The sequence below is a fragment of the Legionella sp. km772 genome, assembly GCF_003989735.1.
Classification (GTDB): Bacteria; Pseudomonadota; Gammaproteobacteria; order Legionellales; family Legionellaceae; genus Legionella.
On record NZ_RZGQ01000037.1, the window covers coordinates 1 to 19,942 of the forward strand.

Sequence of the window (19,942 nt, forward strand, 5' to 3'; positions counted from 1 at the left end):
CTTCAATTAACTAAAAATCAGATGAAAAGGCAATCTATTAAGCGGCTCAGAAAAAATGCTGGATGGGATGATTCTATTTTAACCACTATCTTATCTCAAAATTTTTCATGAGGTGACCCTGCTTAAATACCTCGTTTCCGGTAGGTAGGAAATGATAAAGGCGCACATTAAGTACAAAGTAAAACAGGCTAAGGTGCAGTATGCTGATGCTATTGGACCTAAAGAAGGGACAAATAAAAGATTTAAAACAAGGTTTAACATAGCAATTAAAAGCGTCGTTATTAATATGTTAATTTGTTTTAGGCGAAAAGTTAAAAAAGTCATCATCACTGAGGCCAGAGTTCGTAACATTTCGCCCAATAATAAGGGAAGAAAATAACTATCATGCTCCAAATAGCTGGTAGCACCAAACAACTTATATACAGTGCTTTTAAAAACCCAAAGTAAAATAGTGGTAAGGAATAAAAGTAAAATAAAACAATTGCGCAACACAAAGATCTCCCTGGTATCTTTTACTTCCATATTTTTGAAATAGATCCTGGGGTAATAAGCTAAAAATATTCCTGATAGTAAACCCAACATCGTTACTATACGATAAGCAACAGCATAAGGTGCTAAAGCCTCAAACCCATAGTAAAATTTAATTATTACTTGATCAGAAACCGCCAGAACCCAGTTAACTACCATCGTTATCATGGTGTATAGGCAAAATTTAAGGAAAACCTCTTTATCTAGCTTAGCTGATTTAACCGCTTGCTGGGCCTGGTATTTATTTCGTCGCGCAAATACCATTAAATAACTGGTCAAATAAGAAGCGCCCAAACAACCCAAAGAAATTTCAGCACTTAGAGAATGTTTAAACAAATAAACGCCTAATAAAAGTATCAAAAACACTATTTTTTGGATTATGTTTAGAAAATTATAATGCCTTAACTCTAATTGAGCGCGAGCTAAAATTAAGCGCTCTTGATATAAGATGATGAATGCGAAGGGAAGGTAATAATAATTGCCAAAAAATAAAATAATAATTAAAAGAAAAAAGAAGGTGGTAAGGAAAGAAATTTTTTTAACAAAGCTAATAAGTAAATCATTAGGATAAAGATCAATAAATCGGGTGTAGCCATTAAAAATGCTTAAGGAAACCACCGGATATATAAAGTTCAATAAGCTAAAAACATAGCTGTAACAACCCATTTCCTCCATATTAAGATGCTTATTGATAAAATAGGTTGCTAGATAGGAAAAGAATACTCCTCCTAATGAAGCAGTTGCAAAACCGCCAAATTTTGTTAGGTGTTTTTTAAGTCCTGAACTAAGAATTTTATTCATAACACTCGTCAAAATAAAATTTTTGCTCGGATAAACAGCAATCAATAAATTTATTAAACACTTTATCTTCAAGAAAACCTTGCAAATTAGGGTGCTTATATTCTATAAACTTTAAGCCATCTAATTTCATGAGCGTCTCGGGCATAACTCGCCTAAATTGATAATGATAGGCATATTGCAATAAACGCTCAAACCTTGCTTCATCCACATTCAGTGTTCCTTCAATTGCTTGGTTAATTAAAGAGAAATATTCATCCTTCGTTTTGGGGTCAAAACTAATCTCTTTATTACTGTAATAAAACTCTGAGGCTAAAATAGTGGGAATTCTTAAATAAATGGTTTCATAACCAATAGTGGAGCCATAGAGTAAGGCAGCATTTGAGATAGAAGCTACTGAGAGACTTGTTATCGGACTATCAGCGGGAATTAACACAATATTTTTGGGAAGCGTATCTGGTCCATAACGCTCTTCTAACACCGTAAGAATTCCCTCCAAATTACGTTCTTTAAAATAACTCTCCGCCGGATGAGTTCTAATAATGAGGGTACAATCATCCCGCTTACTAATCCAATCGATAGTCTCATATAACCAAGCATTAATATTTTTAAATGCCAAATTAGGCCTAAAAGTTTGTCCATCCCAAGGAATATTGGGAAATAAAGCAATAATTTTTTTATTGGTATCAAGCTTAAGTTGTTTAAATAATTCTTCCTTTGGCAGAAGCTTAGTATTTTTATTATAATCGACATAATCATAAGTCTTTTGACTAAAGCCTACTTTAGCATCTAAGTAACTTATTATTTGCTCACGCTGTTTTGTAGTTAGGGGCGAGTGATTCCAGTTACTATTTTGTTCATACATGGGTTCGCTTAAATAGGAGGCATTGTGCGCAGCGATGATTCCAGCACCATGATAAACTCGCCCCCAAGTTACGAATTTTATGCAATGAGTTAAACAGAATTCTTGTACCGTCCCCCAAGTGGAGTAAACGCCGTGAGAAAGAAGAACCAATTCCACCTTATTTTTGCGAAAATAATTTTCTAAAACACGAATAGTGGTATAGATGGTTTTTAAATAGCCTTTAACTACATCCATTTCCTCAGCAATAGCAATCGTTGCTTTTTTATAATAGAGCTGCAATGCTGAATGCAAAGGCCTATAAATGGGAACTGAGCGATAATATAAACTTTCAATAGCCTGGAGGCTTGTGTTTTCCACTTCTAAGTTAATTTCTGCCAACTCTTCGGCGGAAATATATTGATGCATAAAGATACCGTTTACATCAAAAGCCGACATAAATTTTTTCTGCTCATGAAAACATAAATTACATCGGATATACTTGCTTAAAGATGAGTCAATTTGATCGCAGTGACTAAGCGTCTGACCGCAAAATAAAGAATCAACCTGATAGCCCCTTGATTTAAAAGCAATCGCACAATTACCTTCAAATAGATTAGAACCTGGTGCAACCCGATAAGGAACGATTAAAATTTTCTTTATTTGCTTATTACCCTTAGGTAAGTGTTCAACAAATTTAGTTATTTCTTTATAAGGATCGATGTATGCGGTGTTCCTTACATGGTATTTGTAATAATAAACGATGGGATTTAATACATTTAACAACTTCAAAAATTTCAAGAGACTCTCCGTACTCGAGTAGGGTTATACTTATAATTTATAATCGTTCATAGGTAAGGTAACTCTTTGCACGCCTACTAAGCAATCCAGCACCAAGCGTCTTTATAGTGCTGTGCTGGTTGCTTATATTATTCGCAAAGACGTGCAAAATTATATTGGCTCTTTCATATAGGGCCTATTTGCGTAACCTACTTTTATAATTCTTTTATCACGCGAGCAGGAACACCTGCGACCACACAAAAATCAGGTACGTCTTTGGTTACCACACTTCCAGCCCCCACCACCGAATTTTTGCCAATGACAACACCAGGCAAGATAACAGCGTTGGCACCTATCCAACTCCCTTCTTTAACGAATATTGGCTTCGAAGGATACCAGCCTTGTTGGGATATCGGTAGATTTTTATCATCAAAACAATGATTATTAACATACATATGTACGCCTGAACCGATGAGCACATTATCTTCAATAGTAATTCCCGCCCCCCCTTCGCGAGGGTCGGCAAATAGCATGGTGCCAGGCCTAATGGTAACATTAGCCCCAATAGAAATTTTTGAGCAACAAATTGCATAAGCGCCATAGCGAAAAGAAGCGGAGGAGTGAAAATATTTAAATTTTTTAGTACATAATTTTCTCATACTCGCATCAATATGCAACTTCCAATGATTAACTGGAATATCAGGGCCAAGGCGATCGGCTTGCAGCCAAAATTTAATCTTACGAGCAATATTTAACATCGTTTTCCTATTAAAACACTAGCATCTCGCAAATTTCTATTCACTTTTAGTATTTACTCTTGAGTGTTGGCCGCTGTTCTTTATAAACTAAAACCATCATCGACAATTAAATTTTGACCATTCATATAGTGTGAATACTCAGAAAGTAGAAATAATATTGCCCCCAAAACATCCTGCACTTGAAGCATCCCCCTTCCCAAGGTTTGTTTTTTATATTTTTCTAAGAAAGGCTCGGGCTGATTATCAAAAATCCCGCCTGGACTGACGCTATTAACTCTAAAGTCACTATTATTTACAAAGCTTACCGCATACTTATTTAGATGGATTAGTGCCGATTTAATTGCTGCATACTCAACCGGCATGGTCATTGCAGTGTCTTCATACACAGAAAATCGGGGAGGAATAACCCCATACACAGAAGCAATATTAACTAAAGAAAAGGGCCTTTTGGTTCTTAAAAAAAATCCCGCGCATTGTTGGATTAATAAAAATGCGGAGCCTAAATGGAGAGCAAGATTTTCATTAAAATCGTTCAGGCTAACCTCTAAAAACTGTCGGCCATAGTTTTTATTACGAGGATAGGAACAATTAACCACTCCATCAAGTTGCCTAAGCTCTGTAAAATAATCTATTACTTGCGCAGAGTTTGTAATATCTAATTCGAGGCAATTTAATCCACTACAGTTTTCTTCCACACCTTGTTTTATAAGCCTGCTTATCATTGATGGGTAATTAATATCTGCAGCGATAACCTCTGCCTTTTGCTCTAGTAAGGTTTTAGTTAAAGCTGAGCCTAATAGCCCACCTGCCCCAAGAACTAATATTTTCTTATTATTCAGCATTATTTACATCCCGCGATTTAATAAGAGTTTCCGCAAAGATAAAATCATAAATATCATCAATGTCTACAGCACGTTCTTTAGGTATATCAACACTCACTACTTTACCCTCAAAAAGATTAGTATGGGTTAATACAAACTCAGGTTTAGTCACATAACTGACGGTCGTAATATCGAAAACCTCAGGAGCATCTTGACGACGTGAAATAGTCTTGTTCAGGCTATTAACTAATTCACAATAACCGTCAGGATTTTTTTTGATCATATTAAAAAAAGGACTGCGTGATGCTTTTGTTGTTGAAATGCAGATATCGGCATCATTATTAGTGAAGCTATTAATGGCAGCAGTTAGATCTTCCATTGCACGCAAAGGACTGGTCGGTGGGAGGCTTATAAACAAATCAAAGGACCCATAATGCGCTTGGACAAATTCTATCGCATGTCTCCATGCCAACCACTCAGAACAGGTGTCTGTGGCTAACTCTGGCGGCCTAGGAATAATCACTGCTCCGAGATTAGCGGCGATTTCCGCTATTTCCTCATCATCGGTGGATACAAAACAAAGTGGATTTATTTTTTGGGCCATTTCAATAGAATATTGAATTAAAGGCTTCCCCGCCAATAGCTTTATATTTTTTTTGGGTAAGCCTTTAGAGCCTCCACGCGCAAAAATAAAAGGGTATATTTTCATTGAATAGTCCCCCAAATTGCCTCTTTTTTTATCTGGTCAATCAGTCTAATGGTTTCACATGCGTTCATTAAGGGCTCCTCCCCCATCTTCTTCTGATTAATTTGCTCAACAAAGCTCTCTATCATTAACAGATACATGTTGTTTTTATCCCAAGAGCTCTCATTGTAAAGTACCTCTCTGCCTTGTTCGGAGTAAAAATGAATCGTGTTCGTTATTAAATCCCAGTGAAGATCGCCTTTTTCCCCAATAAAATAACAGTAACGCTGGGTATTTTTCTGGATAAAATTCAGATGTACAGAACAAACAGTTCCTTGTTCATTAGTTAATAAAATATCCGCGATCTCCTCGACGTCTAAAGCGAGTTCTTGTGTGCGGCGTAGTACACTAAAATTATATTTTAAAGGACCTAATAACCAGTGAAGATAATCTAATTCATGGCTTAGCTCTAATAAAGCGCCACCACCTAAATGAGCTGAGGCAGAAACCGAATCTTTATAATTTTTATCTTGCCGCCAATTCGGCAAATACTGGCCCACATGGGCATGTACATTATAAATACTGCCTATCTTATGCTCGGAGAGTAAATTTTTAATTATTTTTGCAGAGGGTAAATAAGGCAAGCAATAGCCAATTTTTATCGGTACTTGTTTTTCCTGTGCTAAATTTAATAATTGGATCGCTTCATCAAGATTCGCAGTAATAGGTTTTTCTATTAACACTGGAATTTTCGCCTCTAGCATCACTTTAGCATGTAAATAATGGAATGTAGCTGGAGAAGCTATTATCGCAAAATTAGGGGAGTAAGTAAGGGCTTGGGAAATATTTTTACAGAACACCACAGGGCCAAGATCCTGAGTAGGTTTTCTTCCACTTGAAGAGACAACAACGATAGTGGCCTTAGGAAATAAAATTTTTATATTAGCAATATGTCTTTTAGCGATACTGCCCAAACCAATAATTAAAACACTGTTCATATCGGTTTTGCTAATCTATTCAGAAAAATGCTATGCGAAAGTATGCTGAAAAATGCTAGCAGTATCCCCATGAGGAGGCCTAGCGCGCCAATAAAGAGTGGAATAGGGAAAACTTGGGTTGTAATAATTCGATCGTCCTTTTGATATAAATTTACTTTGTTAATGGGTAGAGTTAATTTAGCAAAAAAAGTAGCCGTGTTTTCTAATTCATTAAGCTTCTCTTCTAATTCCCTGAGTCTAGCCAAATAATCATCGGATGCCATAATTTGTTTACTGTATGTTTTCTTACTTAAAATACGGGCATTGTCCATTTTTTGATTAATTTTATACAAAAGAATGCGTCTTTCCGTATTAAAATCCTCCATCATTATCAATTTAGCATTTTTTTCGGTAAATGATAAAAATTCATTTAGTAATTTTTTGGCATCGTCAGAATTTTGGGCTGAAGCAGAAATGAGGTATTTATCTTTTTGTTGTGGAAAGGGTTTTACGAGAATTCTTTTAGAAAATTTTTTAAAAGCCTGATTTTTATCAATGGTATTGGAGGTATCCCAACTTAAGAAAAATTTATATTTTAAAGCCTCTGAGTTAAGTTGGGAAAGAAAAATTTGATAAATGTTATCAAGCTCGTATTCTTTTAAGGAAAATACTTTAGAATATTTATGACCTAGGTTCAAAACATTACGCGTTGAGGCGTTAGGGGCTACTATACTAACTTCGGCTTTGTATTTTGGAGTAGCACACAAAGCATAAATAATGCTTAAAGAGAAAATCGACAGGGTTATAAAAAGGAAGCAAAATTTATAGTTCCAAATTAGCTTTATAAAATCAATAAATGAAATCTGAGCATTATTCATAATAAACCTATTAATTTTAAATTTTTGTATATTTAGCGCTCATTGTATGAGAAAAAAAATCACTCATGCAGTGAATAACCCTATTTAGATCTTGGGTGCTTAAGTTAGACCCTGAGGGCAAACAAACGCCATTATCAAATAAATAATCCGATACACTAAAATTTTCTTGATGAGGAAAGTATTGGGTATTGGCATATAAGGGTTGTCGATGCATTGGTTTCCAAGTTCTTCTGGCTTCAATATTGTATTTTTTCAATTGCTTTATTAATTCAATTGGTGTAACTGAAGTTTGCTCTGGATCAATTAACATACAGGATAACCAATTGGTACTGTAGCCATTCTTTATTTCAGGCATCATGTTGATAAAAGAATAATGGGTAAACGCTTCTTTATAAGCTGAAAATATATTTTTTCTGGATAGGACTCGTTGCTCTAATACTCTTAGTTGCCCCCTACCAATTCCGGCCAAAACATTACTCATCCGATAGTTATAACCCACAACGCTATGTTCATAGTGCATAGCATCGTCTCGAGCTTGAGTAGATAAAAATCGGGCTCGCTCTATCAATGAGTGGTCATCAGAAACCAGCATGCCACCACCTGAGGTGGTAATTATTTTATTACCATTAAAAGAAAATATCCCTAACTTTCCAAAAGTACCACTGTATTTATTCTCATATTGAGCACCTAAAGATTCTGCAGCATCTTCAACGATAGGTACATTATATTGCTTACATAAGGCACTTAACGCATTATAGTTGGCGCTTTGACCATACAAATTAACAACGATGACCGCCTTAGGTAATTTGTTTTCTGTTTTGGCTTGTGCCAAAGCACGTTCTAAGGCTAAAGGCGACATATTCCAGCTTTCTGGTTCAGAATCAATAAATACTGGCTTAGCCCCTTGATATAAAATGGGGTTGGCGGTGGCTACAAAAGTAAAACTGGAACAAAAAACAAGGTCACCGGGTTTTACATCTAATAAAATAAGCGCCAAATGAATTGCAGCGGTTCCAGAACTTAAAGCTACTGCGGCCTTAACATTGATATATTCTGCTACCTCTTTTTCAAAAGCATCGACATTAGGCCCTAAGGGTGCCACCCAATTACTAGAAAACGCCTCTTGAACATACTGCTGTTCATGTACCCCCAAATGAGGCGAGGAAAGAAAAATATTGGGAGATAATTCACGCCGATGAATTAAACGAACTGGCTTTTGTTCATGGTTAATTATCACGACATGATTCAATTCGTATTCTTGCATTAAATGATAGGCATCTTGAATCGATGCTGTATCAGGCAATACTTTGGAGTTATGTTCTGGAAGCTCGTCTAAGAGGGAATCAAGCGAACAGCCTTTTAAAAGTAGGCGTCTAATATCCCCATCAGTAATAGTGCGGGTTAAAGCCCCCTGCTCATCCACTAGTAGTAAAACGCCTTGCGCTGTTTCATCTAATTTACTGAGTGCCATTTTTAAGCTAGCGCTCTTTTTTATATATAAAAAGCTAATGTCGAACATATTTTTCCCTTAAGCCGCCGGAATACCTTTTACCACTGAACCAGAGTTTACATTATTCACCACTACAGCTCCAGCACCAATTACCGCTTTATCGCCAATAATAACATTGGGTAAAACTACGGCACCAGCTCCCACTAAAACTCCCTCCCCTACGGCGACTCCCCCACCTAAAGTGCTGTTAGGTGCAATATGGGTAAAGGGGCCTATTTTTACTTCGTGATCAACCACCGCGCCATGGTTGATAATAGATCCTACGCCTACACTACATTCCGGGGCTAAAATTGCCCGCGCAGCTATAAAAACGCCATCCATAACCCTAGCTGATTTAGAGACAATGGCTGCTGAATGGGTGATGGTTAATGGCTTTAAGGTTGCTGGAAAAGAGGCAAACAACCGCTTTCTAATTTCATTGTTCCCTATAGCCACATGGACATAACCACTAAAACTAGATATTTCCTTTAAATTAGAGTCAATTAAAAAACCCAAAAACTCAGTACCTAAAAGTCTAGGATTATCATCGCATAAAGTAATTTCATAAGGGGTTAAATTGGTGGATAAAGCGTCAATGACAACTTTGGAGTGGCCACCACAACCGATAATTTTTAATTTAGTATGCATTGCATTTATTTAATATTTGTTTATTTAAATTGATATTTTTTAATAATTGATAACAACGCTCACTGGTATTACCATCCCCATAACAATTAATATACTGGGTATTATCTTGCCTTAATGCCTTCATCAATCCCTCTTTTATGGCTTCAAAATCGGTTTGTACATCAAAGACATTATTACTGCGTTCGCGTAAATTTTGTCTAGTTCCGATATTAACTACCGGTAGATTAAAGGATGCAGCTTCGATAATCCCGCTACTCGAGTTGCCTAGCATTATATCAACGTGCGCTAAACAATCGATATAATTTTTCCTTAACAGATGGGTATGGATCAAAATATTGGGATTAGTTGCATAACGAGCTAACTCCTCCCTAATCAATTGTCCTCCAGCATCCGAGTTAGGCTGTAGACAAATAAGTTGTAAATCAAGGGCAAGAACGGCTTTAATGGCATTGTTAAATTGTTGTTTTAGTTCATCATACTCTTGAACCACGGGATGATAAATCAATAAAGCTATCTTTTTTTGTGGGTCAAGTTGATAATAGTTAAGAAACTCTTCCCTAGTACAAGGATTGTGTAATTTAATTTCATCAAGGCCTGGTGCACCCACTACAAAAATAGACTCCTTTACTTCCCCCATAGCCAACAATCGTTGCGATGAAGCCTCGGTGGCTACAAAATGATAATGTGCTAATTTAGAAATAGCATGACGCACCATTTCATCGACCGTACCAGAACGCTCGCCCCCATGGATATGGACGAGAGGTATATTAAGATGAACAGCAGTAATCGCTGCAGCTAACATCTCGCCTCTATCGCCCAGTAACAAAACAATATCAGGCCTTTCTTTAGCAAAGATATCGGTTAAGCCAATAATTGTCTGGCCTATGGACTTAGCCATCACTGAATGTGTTGTGTTTTCAACATCGGTAAGAATGGAACCACAAACTTTAAAGCCATCATTTCTAATTTCATCGATAGTATTACCGTAAACAGGGCTTAAATGCATGCCAGTCACACAAATAGCAAGGTCTATCTCGGAAGCAGAGGCGAGTTTCTTGAGGGTTTCACGCATAAGGCCATAATCGGCCCGCGTTCCGCTTACATAAATGATCTTTCTTATGCTCATCCTGCTAGATGCTCCCAAAGCAAGGTAGTGCCTGCTTTTAAATCAGAAACTAATTTCCTACCGAGAATTTTTGGCATATCGCCTGGGCTAATCCCATGGCCGGGTCTTAATAAAATTAAATCATCTTGGTTTAGGGTTGAACCAGAAGGTAAATCATATTTTATAGTTACACTTCTTCTTACTAAATCACGCACCGCTAATTCATTTTCCGCAGGTTTTTTTTCACTTTTACCTAAAATTACTTCCGTATCTTTTATAGATTGAATTAAAAACTTCATTTCTTCCGGTACCATTGAGGCAGCATGGTCAGGCCCGGGAAGATTTTTGTCTAAAGTAAAATGTTTCTCGATAACAACTGCCCCTAAACCAACAGCTAAGGTAGATACTAAAGAACCTAAGGTATGGTCTGAATAACCGACCGGCAAATTAAATTCCTGGGCCAGTGTTTGCATTGCTTTTAAATTAACATCACTAAAGGCTGCAGGATAATTTGAAGTACAATGTAATAAAGTAAGATACTCCCCCAGATTTTCTGAATAATAGGGGCGGATTATGTTCACCGCATTTTTTACCTCATTTAAATCACACATCCCTGTAGACATAATTAAAGGTAAGCCCGTTGCGGCTACATGCTCTAAATAAGGATAGTTAGTTATTTCCCCTGAAGGAATTTTAATTCTTTTAATTCCTAAATCCACCAGAAAATTAACTGATTCCTCATCAAAACCAGTGGACATGAATTCAATACCAATGGATTGTGCTAAATCATTTAAAAGATAATGATCATCAATAGATAACTCTAAAGACTTCAGCATTTCATATTGCGTTGATTCAAAATTACCTGTATTTGTTTTTTGATAATGAGCCTTTTCTGCCGTCTTGTTCACAAGCTTTTCCGCATTAAAGGTTTGAAATTTAATCGCATCCGCCCCTATTTCTTTCGCTACATGCACTAATTCTTTAGCTAAAGCGACATCTCCATTATGATTTACCCCGGCTTCTGCAATAATAAAACAACCCATCAATCTATCCTCAATTAAAACTTAGGAATTATCATAGCATTGATATGCAATGATCCCTATTCTCCATCTTTAAAATTTATTATTTTAAAGATCTAATATAGTTTTTCATTGCGGTGGAAAAACCAAGGCTTGGCACATAATTTAACAGCGTTGAAGCCTGTTGGGTAGAATATTGCACCCGCCTTGTTAATGCGTCAACCCGGGAAGGTTTTAAAGGTATTTTCGGGATAAAGGCTGAGAATTGCGCCATGAATCTTATAATAAACTCAGGAACTTTAGGAAACTTATTTTGTATTCCCAACTCCTTACAAACGAGGCTCACAAACTCCTCTAAAGCTAATTGATCGGAAATAATAAATTCTTGGTTTAGGGCATTTTCATTATTAAGACATAAAGAGATTAGATGGGCCACATCTTCAACAGGAACATAATTCATTACTATTCCCTCTGATTTATAACCGATATAAACAAATAATTTCCTGTTAATCATGGATATAAGTTGTGCAAGGGATTGATTAGGCATCCCGCACCCAAAGACGTTAGAAGGACGGATAATAGTATAATTAAGTGCATTTTTACTGCAAAAATCTTTAATCCATAATTCAGCCTCAGCCTTAGTTTTTTCGTATACACCTATGGGCGCAAAGGGCGAGTTTTCTACTACAAGGCCTGAAGATACCTTTCCATAAACACCCACACTACTAATCTGTATCCAATGAATTTTATAGGCATTTTGCTTGATAGTGGCAAAAATTCGTTTAACCGAGTTCACATGCAGCTCTTCCATTAAGTGTTCATGAACCACCTCTCCAGCACAGTTTATTACATGGGTATACTCTGAAAAATCGATCGCCCCATCATTTAATAAATCACCTTGGATAAAAGTAGGATTATAAGGGCAAGATTTTTTACCAGGATGACGTGTCAAGACACTTACTTTTTTTCCACCTTTAATTAAAAACTCAACGACATAAGCGCCTAAAAACCCTGTACCACCTAACACTAAAATATTCATTGCTTTGTCCTTACGATTAAGCCAGCATCTATACTTTTTTTTCGCTTTATGGTTGCAATTAATAGAAGTGGGTAGAAATATAATAAGGGAGTAAGTGATTGCTTATACCTAACAGCAGAGCCAGGATTAAAAATTCCAACCGGATAATTGATTAATATTCCCAATAACACCGCAGGAATAAATCCCCAAATAATAATGGAATTATATTTAGGGTTAATTTTTACAAAGCGCACCAACAGGCAAAAAATTAAAATTAATAAAATTAAAGCCAAACAGCCTTCAATAAAAACAGGAGCCAGTATAGGCCGCTCTAAAACCTCAGACCACGTTGGCCCAATGATACTAATAGGTATTCCCCAAATTAGATTTGCAACAAAATCACCAGCATATTCCCAATCGATATCCCAACGATTGCCTTTACTTTGCACAAACCTTAAGAAATATTCTTGGGTTTCATTCATAAAATGAATTAAATAATCCACATAGAATTGTTGAAAATAAAATAATAAAACAAGCCCATATCCCATAAGGCCTAAAAGAATCAAACATGAGGCCGAAGAGGAAAATAATCCCATTACTCTTATTTTGCTTTTAGCAATTATCCACGAAAGAGAAAAAAGATAGAGATAGGCCAAGGCATAGTGAGGTCTTAAAATGGTGGTAAGCAGAAGGCCTGTGAGTAAGGGTATTATTCTAATTTTATTCCAAACCGTTAGATCAACGCAGACCTTAATAAGGAGGAAAAAACCTGCAAGGGCCATTATTTCCTTGCCCACTACACTAGACCATATTAAAAAGTGGGGTAATAATAAGGAACTTGTGAATAAAACCTTATCTAAAAAATTATATTCAGATTTAAAAACATAAACTAACACCCCCACAAAAAGACCCGAAACAAAGAGATGGACCAAAATATCATAAACTAAAATATATTTTAAACCGGCATAAATATTACGGGCAAATAGAGTCCGCTTAAAAAGCAGGGAGAAATCCCAGGAGGTAAACGAGCTATGGAGATATTTCTCTGCGTCTATAAACGGAGAAACGCGGGCATAAATATAAATAGAAAATAGAGTAACCATTAATTTTAATACTAGGGTCGCGTTAAAAAAAGACGACGAAGAATTAAAAAAATGTCTTATTGGAATGAACATTTGCTGGTTACTATTATGACTAGTTGGCATTTTACTCACTATCAACATCGTAGAAAATTATAAAACTCGTTTTAGCTTTAAAGCACAAAGTCCAAAGGAAAAATAAAAACAATAGTTAATTGCATGGGCTATAGCTACTGATTGTAATTTAAATTTACTTTCTAAGACTATGACTAATAAATAAAAGCTTATAGAGAAAAAAATCTCAGAAAAAATATATAAACGATAGAAATTTTTAGCAACATATAAATACATTAATATCCAGCTGGAAACTTTTATAGTATCCCCAATCATTTGCCAGGCAAACAACTCCTCCATATGATTAAAGTCAGCTGTGAATAACAAATTAATCAAAAATTTACGAAGTAGATAAATACCTACAGAACATACTATAGTAAAGGGAAGAATTACCTTAAAGGTTTTTAATACCTCGACTTTAATTTTAGAGGCATCATTTAACTCAGAAATTCTGGGAATAAAATACACCGATAAGGTTGTGGTGACCACCATTAAATAAGCCGCACTTAAACGCCACATCGCTTCAAGATAGCCGGCAGCCTGCCAATTAATCATGCTTCCGATGTAATTCCGTACTAAAATTTGACTTCCTGGTATACAAATAGCACTTACAATTGCCATTAACGCATATCGAAATAAGTTCGTGGCCATGGGCTTATCAATAGGCCCAACAAGGTAGGCTAATTTAAACCACGACGTTTTATAACACAAAAAGAAAGTAACAAAAAAAGATATGGATTGATAAATAGCTAAAGCCACTAAAGCACCATATAGCCCATAATAAATAACTAAAACCGCTGTAATAAGTAAGGCTAAAAAACTACCGGCAATGTTAGCTAATACATAAATAGCAATTTCTTTTTTGCCATTTAAAAGAGCTAATAAAAGGGAATTTAATACAAAAAGAATCAAAGTAGCCGCAAACCATAGGAATACACCACCTAGACGCTCATCATGTAAAAAAATACTGGCTAAAGAGCTACTAAAAAGCGAAATCAAAATAGCAGTAGCTAAAGAGCCAATAAATGATATTTTAGCGGCAGTTCGCCATAAAACATGTTGCTTTTTTTCATCATAATAATATTCAGCAGTATATTTGGTTACTCCTGTAGTAATGGCACCACTGGCAAAAGTACTCATTACGGTGATTAAATTTTGGTATTGGCCTAAAAATGCATAACCTATCGGCCCAACATAAAGCGAAAGTAATTTATTAATTCCTAAGAAAGTAAGAAGTTTGATAATAACGGCAATGCTGTTTAAAATGCTGGTTTTAATAAGCGACATAAAAATCCAAGTTATTATAATTCAGTAACAGGATTTCGTAGAGAACGATCTACTTTTATTACTGCTACAAAAAAACCAATAATTAAACCACCCAACACACCACAAATTAAAATATATTCTAATTTTGAAGTCACATGATCATCATTAACGTCAATTTTTGAAAAAAAACTAAATAACTCAATAGGCTCATTTTTTAACAGTGTAGTACTTGATTTATAATGGTCTGCATAGAGTTTAATCAACTCATTTGCGGAGGAAGAAAGAACTGCGTTCTTAACCTTAGCCGCTAAGTTTGCCCCCCCCTCATTTCCTATTGGAGATGAAAAAAAATCCTTATTGCTTTTGGTTATTTTTTGTAACAAATCAACCTGCTTTTTTATATTATTTAAAAGGATGCCTTCCTTTTTTTGCAATAAAGGAGTTAATCGCTTTAATGATTTCTCATTCACAAAAGAAAGATATTTTTTTAAATATTTTTTGGCATCGGCTGGACTTTTAGCTTTCACTTTTATTAAAATTTTAAACGGAACAGTGCGCTTATCTTCTTGAATGTGAATAGTTTTTAATAAATTTTTATGTTGCGTTAAAAAAACCTGTCTTACTGCTTCCGATTTTAATATAGGCGTAAAAAGAGAATAGAGCTCGCTCGATGTAAAGCTAGCCCCCTTGGGAGGGGAAAGATAACTGAACAAATTCATATTTAACACAGTCGTCTTTATTTCGGGAGGAGCGCCGATAATAACTCGAGCTTCGTAGATAGGTTTTTGGATAAGGATATAAAGAGCACTTAATAAAGTAACAAACAGCATTACTGCAATTATTAACCCTCTCTGCTGCGAAAGGAGTTGCAGTAAACTAATAAAATTAGGCTCTTCTGTATTATATCGCTCAGTCATTTAAAATGATTATTCCCTACCTGCAGAACATTTTTTGGTCAAAATAAAATCTTGTAATAGTATCATGATTAAAAAAAGCTGTCTCCTCACCCTGATTTTTTTTCTCCCTTATAATTCAATACATTTTTTTCATGAACAGCTGTCGCCAATCTTCTCTAATAGGGATATACTTACAAGATCGAAAAAAAATAGGAATATTGCATGTCCTTGAAGGCCATGTATAGTCAAATTGCTGAACAGGCTACAGCTGATCGTTTTGGAGCGATTAGTGAAAGCCACCGAGTCGCTATCGAACAAATGAAAAAATTTTATTTGGGCTTAAAACCCAATTATAAAATTTTAGATTTAGGTGTTGGTAACGGTTCTTTATTGCAGAAATTATACCAAGAAATGCCTAATGCAGAATTTACGGGCATTGATGTTTCTGCTGAAATGTTAAAAAAAGCTCAGCATGCTTTACCCTTAAAGATAATTGAAGGTAATGCAGCCGAAGCTGACCGCTATTTACCGCGATATAGTCAAGATCTCATCTTAGCGCATTTCATTAATGCGTATATTCCAATAAGTGCTCTCTTTAATGAAGCTAAATTGCTCACTAAGGCTAATGGCCATTTTTCGATGATTACTACAACCTACGATTCCTTTCCCATCGCACAACAAAAATTAGCAGAATTTATCGCTAAAGATTCTATTTTAAGTAGCGTTATTGGTCATTATTATAAATCGATGGTTAAGAATACCACTGTTGCGGCAAGTGAGGATGAGTTAAGAATGGCGTTTAAACAGTATCAATTTGAAATCATTGCGCATCAGCGTATTGAAATTCCTATTGTCCTCAATAATATTGATGAGCTTGCTATGTTCGGTATCGATGGTACCTGGTTTTTGAATAGCCTATCCATCCGCATGCTGCCAAAATATTTCTTAATTCAAAGACTTAAAAGACTCTTCACCAAAATTTTTACCTTTCCTTATCATGATACTCACATAATTGATGTAGTTCTTGCAAAGAAATGATATTGTTTCTTAATTGCAACTAGGCCAAGGACCACTAGGTGAATGCACAAACTCTAAAAAGCTATTTTCCCACCTTATCTATCCGTCAAAAACAAAGCAACAATATTATTTTTATCACTTTTTGGAGTCAGTTCGCCGTTTATGCATTAAATACCATCCTTATCCTCTTTTTAACCCGCCCCCTCCTCCAGCAAGGTTTGGGCTATAGCCAAGCGAAAGCTTATGCCTTCATAGGGGTCACTCAAGCTACTGGTTATTTAATGCCAATTTTAGGTGGCTTCATGGCCGACAAAGTATTAGGTATACGACGGGCAATACTTATCGGTAGCATTATGTTGGCGTGTGCTTATTTGCTCGTCATGCTTAGTGGGTACACGATAAGTACTCAAGGGGATTTTTTATTTATTGCCGCTTACGCTTTAGTCCCTGCAACTAATTCTTTATTGATGGGCACCGCTTCAAGCATGGTTTCCCATATTTATTCCGATGATGCAGTGAAAGCGAAATCTGCAATGACTTATTATTATATGGCCATCAATGTTGGTGCTCTTTTAGCTACTGTTATCGCTCCTGCTTTATTAGATAGCCGTTATGGTCCGCTTTCCGTATTAACCCTTACTTTTATAGGTAAGGCAATCTCGGCTCTCAATTTTGCCAAACGTTATTCTATTTATGACAATATTATATGGGGTAAGGACAGCGCTAAATTATCCCCAAAAAATACCTTTCAACTGATTAGTTATATTGCTGCTATTTATGCCCTTACCTTATTTGCCTATACCCATGTTTATATTGCGAGCACCCTAATTACTCTTGGATGTGCCTTGGGGATTTCTTGGTTTTTAGGTAAAACGCTTATTCTAAATGGTAATACCCGTCTTAAACAAATGATCGCTCTTTTCTTGATTGTGGAAGCAGTTATTTTTTTTATCATTTACAACCAAATGAATAGCACTCTAGTATTATTCGCAGCCAGTAATTCCAATCTGAACTTATTAGGATTTATTATTTCGCCAGCGCAATATCAAATGTTAAATCCTTTATTAATTCTCCTTATTGGCAGCCAGTTACCGCGTTTTTATCGATTTTTCCCGCGCTTTACCATCCCCTATCAATTCGCCGCAGGAACCCTCCTTGCCAGTCTAAGTTTATTACTGATGGCCTTTGCGGCTCACCATGCAGTAGCAGGCCTGGTCAATGGTAATTACATTGCTTTAACCTATATTTTAATTACTATTGCTGAATTGTGGGTTAGCGCTATTGGCCTTAGCATGATTGGCTTATATTGTGATAGTAAAGACATCGCTTTTGCCATGGGTGTTTGGTATTTGGCAAGTTCACTGTCCAATGCTATATCCGGTCGTATTGCTGGTTGGGTCGCAATTTCCGAGTCGGCTAGCCCCATTGAAAGATTGACCCATTATAAAACCTATTACTTAACTATGGGTCTTTTTGCCTTAGGAATTGGGCTAATTATGTACCTTTTTTCCATCCTAATACAAAGAATGGCTACTAAAAGAAATATTGATTTGGCTTAAATAAATACGTTATTTACCTCAAGCACAATAAATTTGATTTAAATAGCTAGCACCCGGATAAGACGTTTGATGAATATTGGCATTGTAATGTTCAGAACAGTACTGCTTAAGTAATACGTATTTTGTTGGATCAGCCATTAGTATAATACCTGGTCGTTTTGTTATTAGCTTTAAAAAGCTATTTCCTTTTTTTTCTTCCGTAACTACAAGAGAGTAAGGCGCTAATGAAGAAGTACCTAAACCATAATGCTTCATGTTTTTTATTTGTTTTGGAATTTTTAATACCGGATAAGCATTCGAATAGGGAAAAATACCTCCCCAAATAACAACAGGTTTGCTTGGAAAATTAACAAATTTTTCTGTAGTTAATTTTTTTATATATCCGTATTTTTTAGCTTCTGAAAAGGCATTAAATGTGTGGAAAATAGTAAAGGGAATTAGAATGAAACTTAATATTTCGGTATACTTAAAGTGCTTGGTGCCGATAATAAAAGGCAATAATAAGAGCAAGGATATAGCAGGGATAAAAACCCGCCCTACATCAGGACGCCCAAGAAAACCTAGACTAAAAGCCGCAAAGAAACAAAAGACCCAACAGGCGAGAATTTGATAATTAAAAAATATAAGCGAAAAAAAAATGCCCAGCAAGCTAATCATTAAAAGCTCTGGTTTAAACAGTACTTTGACCCCTTCAAGACCTTTAAGAAACGAGCCGTGCTGCATAGGTAAGGCACCTAAATCTTTTAATAAAGCTGATAATCTAGAAGGATCAGCAATGGAAGGATCTAAAAAAAACCACTGCTTTATTAAACGGATATCGTTAATGCTAAATTGATGCTTAGCTAATAAGGTTGGATTTTTTTCTAAAACTGTTGCTGCATCATAATCGGTAAAAGGCGCCCGAACAGGATTCAAAGTCATCCAAGGTTTCCAATCCTCAGTCTTGTATGAGTAATTATTGAACAATGCAGCCAAGCCAATCGCAATAATTAATATAAAGATTGAAGCTTTTATATTTTTGTTTCTTAATGCTGGCCAAGAAACTAAAGGGAGAGCAAGAAATAATATAAATATAAATTCATGACTACGTTCTAGATAACTCAAAAAAGCCAAAAAACAAGACAAATAGATCAATTTATTATCTTTTGTTTTGTTGTAAGCATAAAGAGATAAAATTGAGCTTACAGCTAATAAACCAGCATTTATAGTGAATTGAATTGCTAGAATATTAGGAATTAAAATTAGAGAAAGTAAACAAAAAGATGTTAATAAAGACACGTCAAGTATAAGTAAGCTATAAAATATAACGAGACCTACAACAAATAAGACCGTAATCGAAATAATAGAATAACCAAGTACTCCGTTAATTTCGGGGATTAATCTAATTAACTTTCCCCATAGAATATTAGAAAATAAAATATTTGCAGAACCAAATTGGCTGATCCCATATCCATGAGCAATCATCCCCATGCCAACATCATCGTTAGATTGCCATCTTAACTCATAGAAATAAAGTAAAAAGCTCATAAGCATGGTTATAGTTAGTAGGCAACGTCCCTGAAGTTTTTATAGACAAGATTTTATTTTGAATTGGTCACAGATTTTTTAATTTCACTTCGATCTACCCCCTCTCCCGCGATAGGAACTTTGATAGTATGATGATGCC

Annotated in this window: 18 protein-coding genes; 2 read left to right on the top strand and 16 right to left on the bottom strand. The window is 35.7% G+C overall.

Annotated elements, in window-relative coordinates; genetic code table 11:
* Positions 1–105: 105 nt before the first annotated feature.
* From ELY15_RS06070 to ELY15_RS06140, 15 genes are all read right to left on the bottom strand, one after another.
* The gene (locus ELY15_RS06070; protein ID WP_127098768.1) at positions 106–1,329 is read right to left on the bottom strand and encodes a lipopolysaccharide biosynthesis protein; all 1,224 of its coding nucleotides are present in this window, start codon (positions 1,327–1,329) and stop codon (positions 106–108) included.
* Positions 1,322–2,968 carry a hypothetical protein gene (locus tag ELY15_RS06075; protein WP_127098769.1) on the bottom strand — a complete coding sequence of 549 codons (1,647 nt, stop codon included), beginning with the start codon at positions 2,966–2,968 and terminating at the stop codon, positions 1,322–1,324. Before ELY15_RS06075 ends, ELY15_RS06070 begins: the two co-directional genes overlap by 8 nt.
* A gap of 194 nt (positions 2,969–3,162) precedes the next feature.
* Entirely contained in the window at positions 3,163–3,705 is a 543-nt protein-coding gene (locus ELY15_RS16695; RefSeq protein ID WP_127098770.1) for an acyltransferase, read from the bottom strand.
* 80 nt (positions 3,706–3,785) lie between these two features.
* Positions 3,786–4,547, bottom strand: coding sequence for an oxidoreductase (locus ELY15_RS06085; RefSeq protein WP_127098771.1), 762 nt, complete (start codon positions 4,545–4,547; stop codon positions 3,786–3,788).
* Complete coding sequence (locus tag ELY15_RS06090; protein WP_127098772.1) at positions 4,537–5,235, bottom strand: cytidylyltransferase domain-containing protein; 699 nt, start codon at positions 5,233–5,235, stop codon at positions 4,537–4,539. Before ELY15_RS06090 ends, ELY15_RS06085 begins: the two co-directional genes overlap by 11 nt.
* Positions 5,232–6,209, bottom strand: a complete 978-nt coding sequence (locus ELY15_RS06095) for a Gfo/Idh/MocA family protein (RefSeq protein WP_127098773.1) — start codon at positions 6,207–6,209, stop codon at positions 5,232–5,234. The genes ELY15_RS06090 and ELY15_RS06095 overlap by 4 nt, the downstream gene beginning before the upstream one ends.
* A complete protein-coding gene (locus ELY15_RS06100; RefSeq protein ID WP_127098774.1) occupies positions 6,206–7,066 on the bottom strand; it encodes a Wzz/FepE/Etk N-terminal domain-containing protein in 861 nt (286 codons plus the stop codon). The genes ELY15_RS06095 and ELY15_RS06100 overlap by 4 nt, the downstream gene beginning before the upstream one ends.
* A 16-nt stretch (positions 7,067–7,082) precedes the next feature.
* The gene (locus tag ELY15_RS06105) at positions 7,083–8,585 is read right to left on the bottom strand and encodes an aminotransferase class I/II-fold pyridoxal phosphate-dependent enzyme (RefSeq protein ID WP_127098775.1); all 1,503 of its coding nucleotides are present in this window, start codon (positions 8,583–8,585) and stop codon (positions 7,083–7,085) included.
* Between the two features lie 9 nt (positions 8,586–8,594).
* On the bottom strand, positions 8,595–9,203 hold the full coding sequence (locus tag ELY15_RS06110; RefSeq protein ID WP_127098776.1) for a NeuD/PglB/VioB family sugar acetyltransferase: 609 nt from the start codon (positions 9,201–9,203) through the stop codon (positions 8,595–8,597).
* Positions 9,193–10,329 carry a UDP-N-acetylglucosamine 2-epimerase gene (gene neuC, locus ELY15_RS06115; RefSeq protein ID WP_127098777.1) on the bottom strand — a complete coding sequence of 379 codons (1,137 nt, stop codon included), beginning with the start codon at positions 10,327–10,329 and terminating at the stop codon, positions 9,193–9,195. The genes ELY15_RS06110 and neuC overlap by 11 nt, the downstream gene beginning before the upstream one ends.
* The gene (neuB, locus tag ELY15_RS06120; protein ID WP_127098778.1) at positions 10,326–11,351 is read right to left on the bottom strand and encodes an N-acetylneuraminate synthase; all 1,026 of its coding nucleotides are present in this window, start codon (positions 11,349–11,351) and stop codon (positions 10,326–10,328) included. Before neuB ends, neuC begins: the two co-directional genes overlap by 4 nt.
* A gap of 79 nt (positions 11,352–11,430) precedes the next feature.
* The gene (locus ELY15_RS06125) at positions 11,431–12,366 is read right to left on the bottom strand and encodes an NAD(P)-dependent oxidoreductase (RefSeq protein ID WP_127098779.1); all 936 of its coding nucleotides are present in this window, start codon (positions 12,364–12,366) and stop codon (positions 11,431–11,433) included.
* Positions 12,363–13,550, bottom strand: coding sequence for a hypothetical protein (locus ELY15_RS06130; protein WP_158617416.1), 1,188 nt, complete (start codon positions 13,548–13,550; stop codon positions 12,363–12,365). Before ELY15_RS06130 ends, ELY15_RS06125 begins: the two co-directional genes overlap by 4 nt.
* A gap of 27 nt (positions 13,551–13,577) precedes the next feature.
* The gene (locus tag ELY15_RS06135; RefSeq protein WP_127098781.1) at positions 13,578–14,825 is read right to left on the bottom strand and encodes an O-antigen translocase; all 1,248 of its coding nucleotides are present in this window, start codon (positions 14,823–14,825) and stop codon (positions 13,578–13,580) included.
* Positions 14,826–14,839: 14 nt separating this feature from the next.
* Entirely contained in the window at positions 14,840–15,721 is an 882-nt protein-coding gene (locus ELY15_RS06140) for a Wzz/FepE/Etk N-terminal domain-containing protein (RefSeq protein ID WP_127098782.1), read from the bottom strand.
* Positions 15,722–15,922: 201 nt separating this feature from the next.
* Here ELY15_RS06140 and ELY15_RS06145 point away from each other — a divergent pair, with 201 nt between their 5' ends.
* Both ELY15_RS06145 and ELY15_RS06150 read left to right on the top strand, forming a co-directional pair.
* Entirely contained in the window at positions 15,923–16,738 is an 816-nt protein-coding gene (locus ELY15_RS06145) for a class I SAM-dependent methyltransferase (RefSeq protein ID WP_127098783.1), read from the top strand.
* A gap of 38 nt (positions 16,739–16,776) precedes the next feature.
* Complete coding sequence (locus ELY15_RS06150; RefSeq protein WP_127098784.1) at positions 16,777–18,276, top strand: peptide MFS transporter; 1,500 nt, start codon at positions 16,777–16,779, stop codon at positions 18,274–18,276.
* 18 nt (positions 18,277–18,294) lie between these two features.
* Here ELY15_RS06150 and ELY15_RS06155 read toward each other — a convergent pair whose 3' ends face one another.
* On the bottom strand, positions 18,295–19,803 hold the full coding sequence (locus tag ELY15_RS06155; RefSeq protein ID WP_127098785.1) for a hypothetical protein: 1,509 nt from the start codon (positions 19,801–19,803) through the stop codon (positions 18,295–18,297).
* Positions 19,804–19,942: the final 139 nt, after the last annotated feature.

Coding starts and splice junctions, on each gene's coding strand:
- ELY15_RS06070 (WP_127098768.1), bottom strand. CDS start 1,329: ATGAATAAAATTCTTAGTTCAGGACTTAAAAAACACCTAACAAAATTT.
- ELY15_RS16695 (WP_127098770.1), bottom strand. CDS start 3,705: ATGTTAAATATTGCTCGTAAGATTAAATTTTGGCTGCAAGCCGATCGC.
- ELY15_RS06085 (WP_127098771.1), bottom strand. CDS start 4,547: ATGCTGAATAATAAGAAAATATTAGTTCTTGGGGCAGGTGGGCTATTA.
- ELY15_RS06090 (WP_127098772.1), bottom strand. CDS start 5,235: ATGAAAATATACCCTTTTATTTTTGCGCGTGGAGGCTCTAAAGGCTTA.
- ELY15_RS06095 (WP_127098773.1), bottom strand. CDS start 6,209: ATGAACAGTGTTTTAATTATTGGTTTGGGCAGTATCGCTAAAAGACAT.
- ELY15_RS06100 (WP_127098774.1), bottom strand. CDS start 7,066: ATGAATAATGCTCAGATTTCATTTATTGATTTTATAAAGCTAATTTGG.
- ELY15_RS06105 (WP_127098775.1), bottom strand. CDS start 8,585: ATGTTCGACATTAGCTTTTTATATATAAAAAAGAGCGCTAGCTTAAAA.
- ELY15_RS06110 (WP_127098776.1), bottom strand. CDS start 9,203: ATGCATACTAAATTAAAAATTATCGGTTGTGGTGGCCACTCCAAAGTT.
- neuC (WP_127098777.1), bottom strand. CDS start 10,329: ATGAGCATAAGAAAGATCATTTATGTAAGCGGAACGCGGGCCGATTAT.
- neuB (WP_127098778.1), bottom strand. CDS start 11,351: ATGGGTTGTTTTATTATTGCAGAAGCCGGGGTAAATCATAATGGAGAT.
- ELY15_RS06125 (WP_127098779.1), bottom strand. CDS start 12,366: ATGAATATTTTAGTGTTAGGTGGTACAGGGTTTTTAGGCGCTTATGTC.
- ELY15_RS06130 (WP_158617416.1), bottom strand. CDS start 13,550: ATGCCAACTAGTCATAATAGTAACCAGCAAATGTTCATTCCAATAAGA.
- ELY15_RS06135 (WP_127098781.1), bottom strand. CDS start 14,825: ATGTCGCTTATTAAAACCAGCATTTTAAACAGCATTGCCGTTATTATC.
- ELY15_RS06140 (WP_127098782.1), bottom strand. CDS start 15,721: ATGACTGAGCGATATAATACAGAAGAGCCTAATTTTATTAGTTTACTG.
- ELY15_RS06145 (WP_127098783.1), top strand. CDS start 15,923: ATGTCCTTGAAGGCCATGTATAGTCAAATTGCTGAACAGGCTACAGCT.
- ELY15_RS06155 (WP_127098785.1), bottom strand. CDS start 19,803: ATGAGCTTTTTACTTTATTTCTATGAGTTAAGATGGCAATCTAACGAT.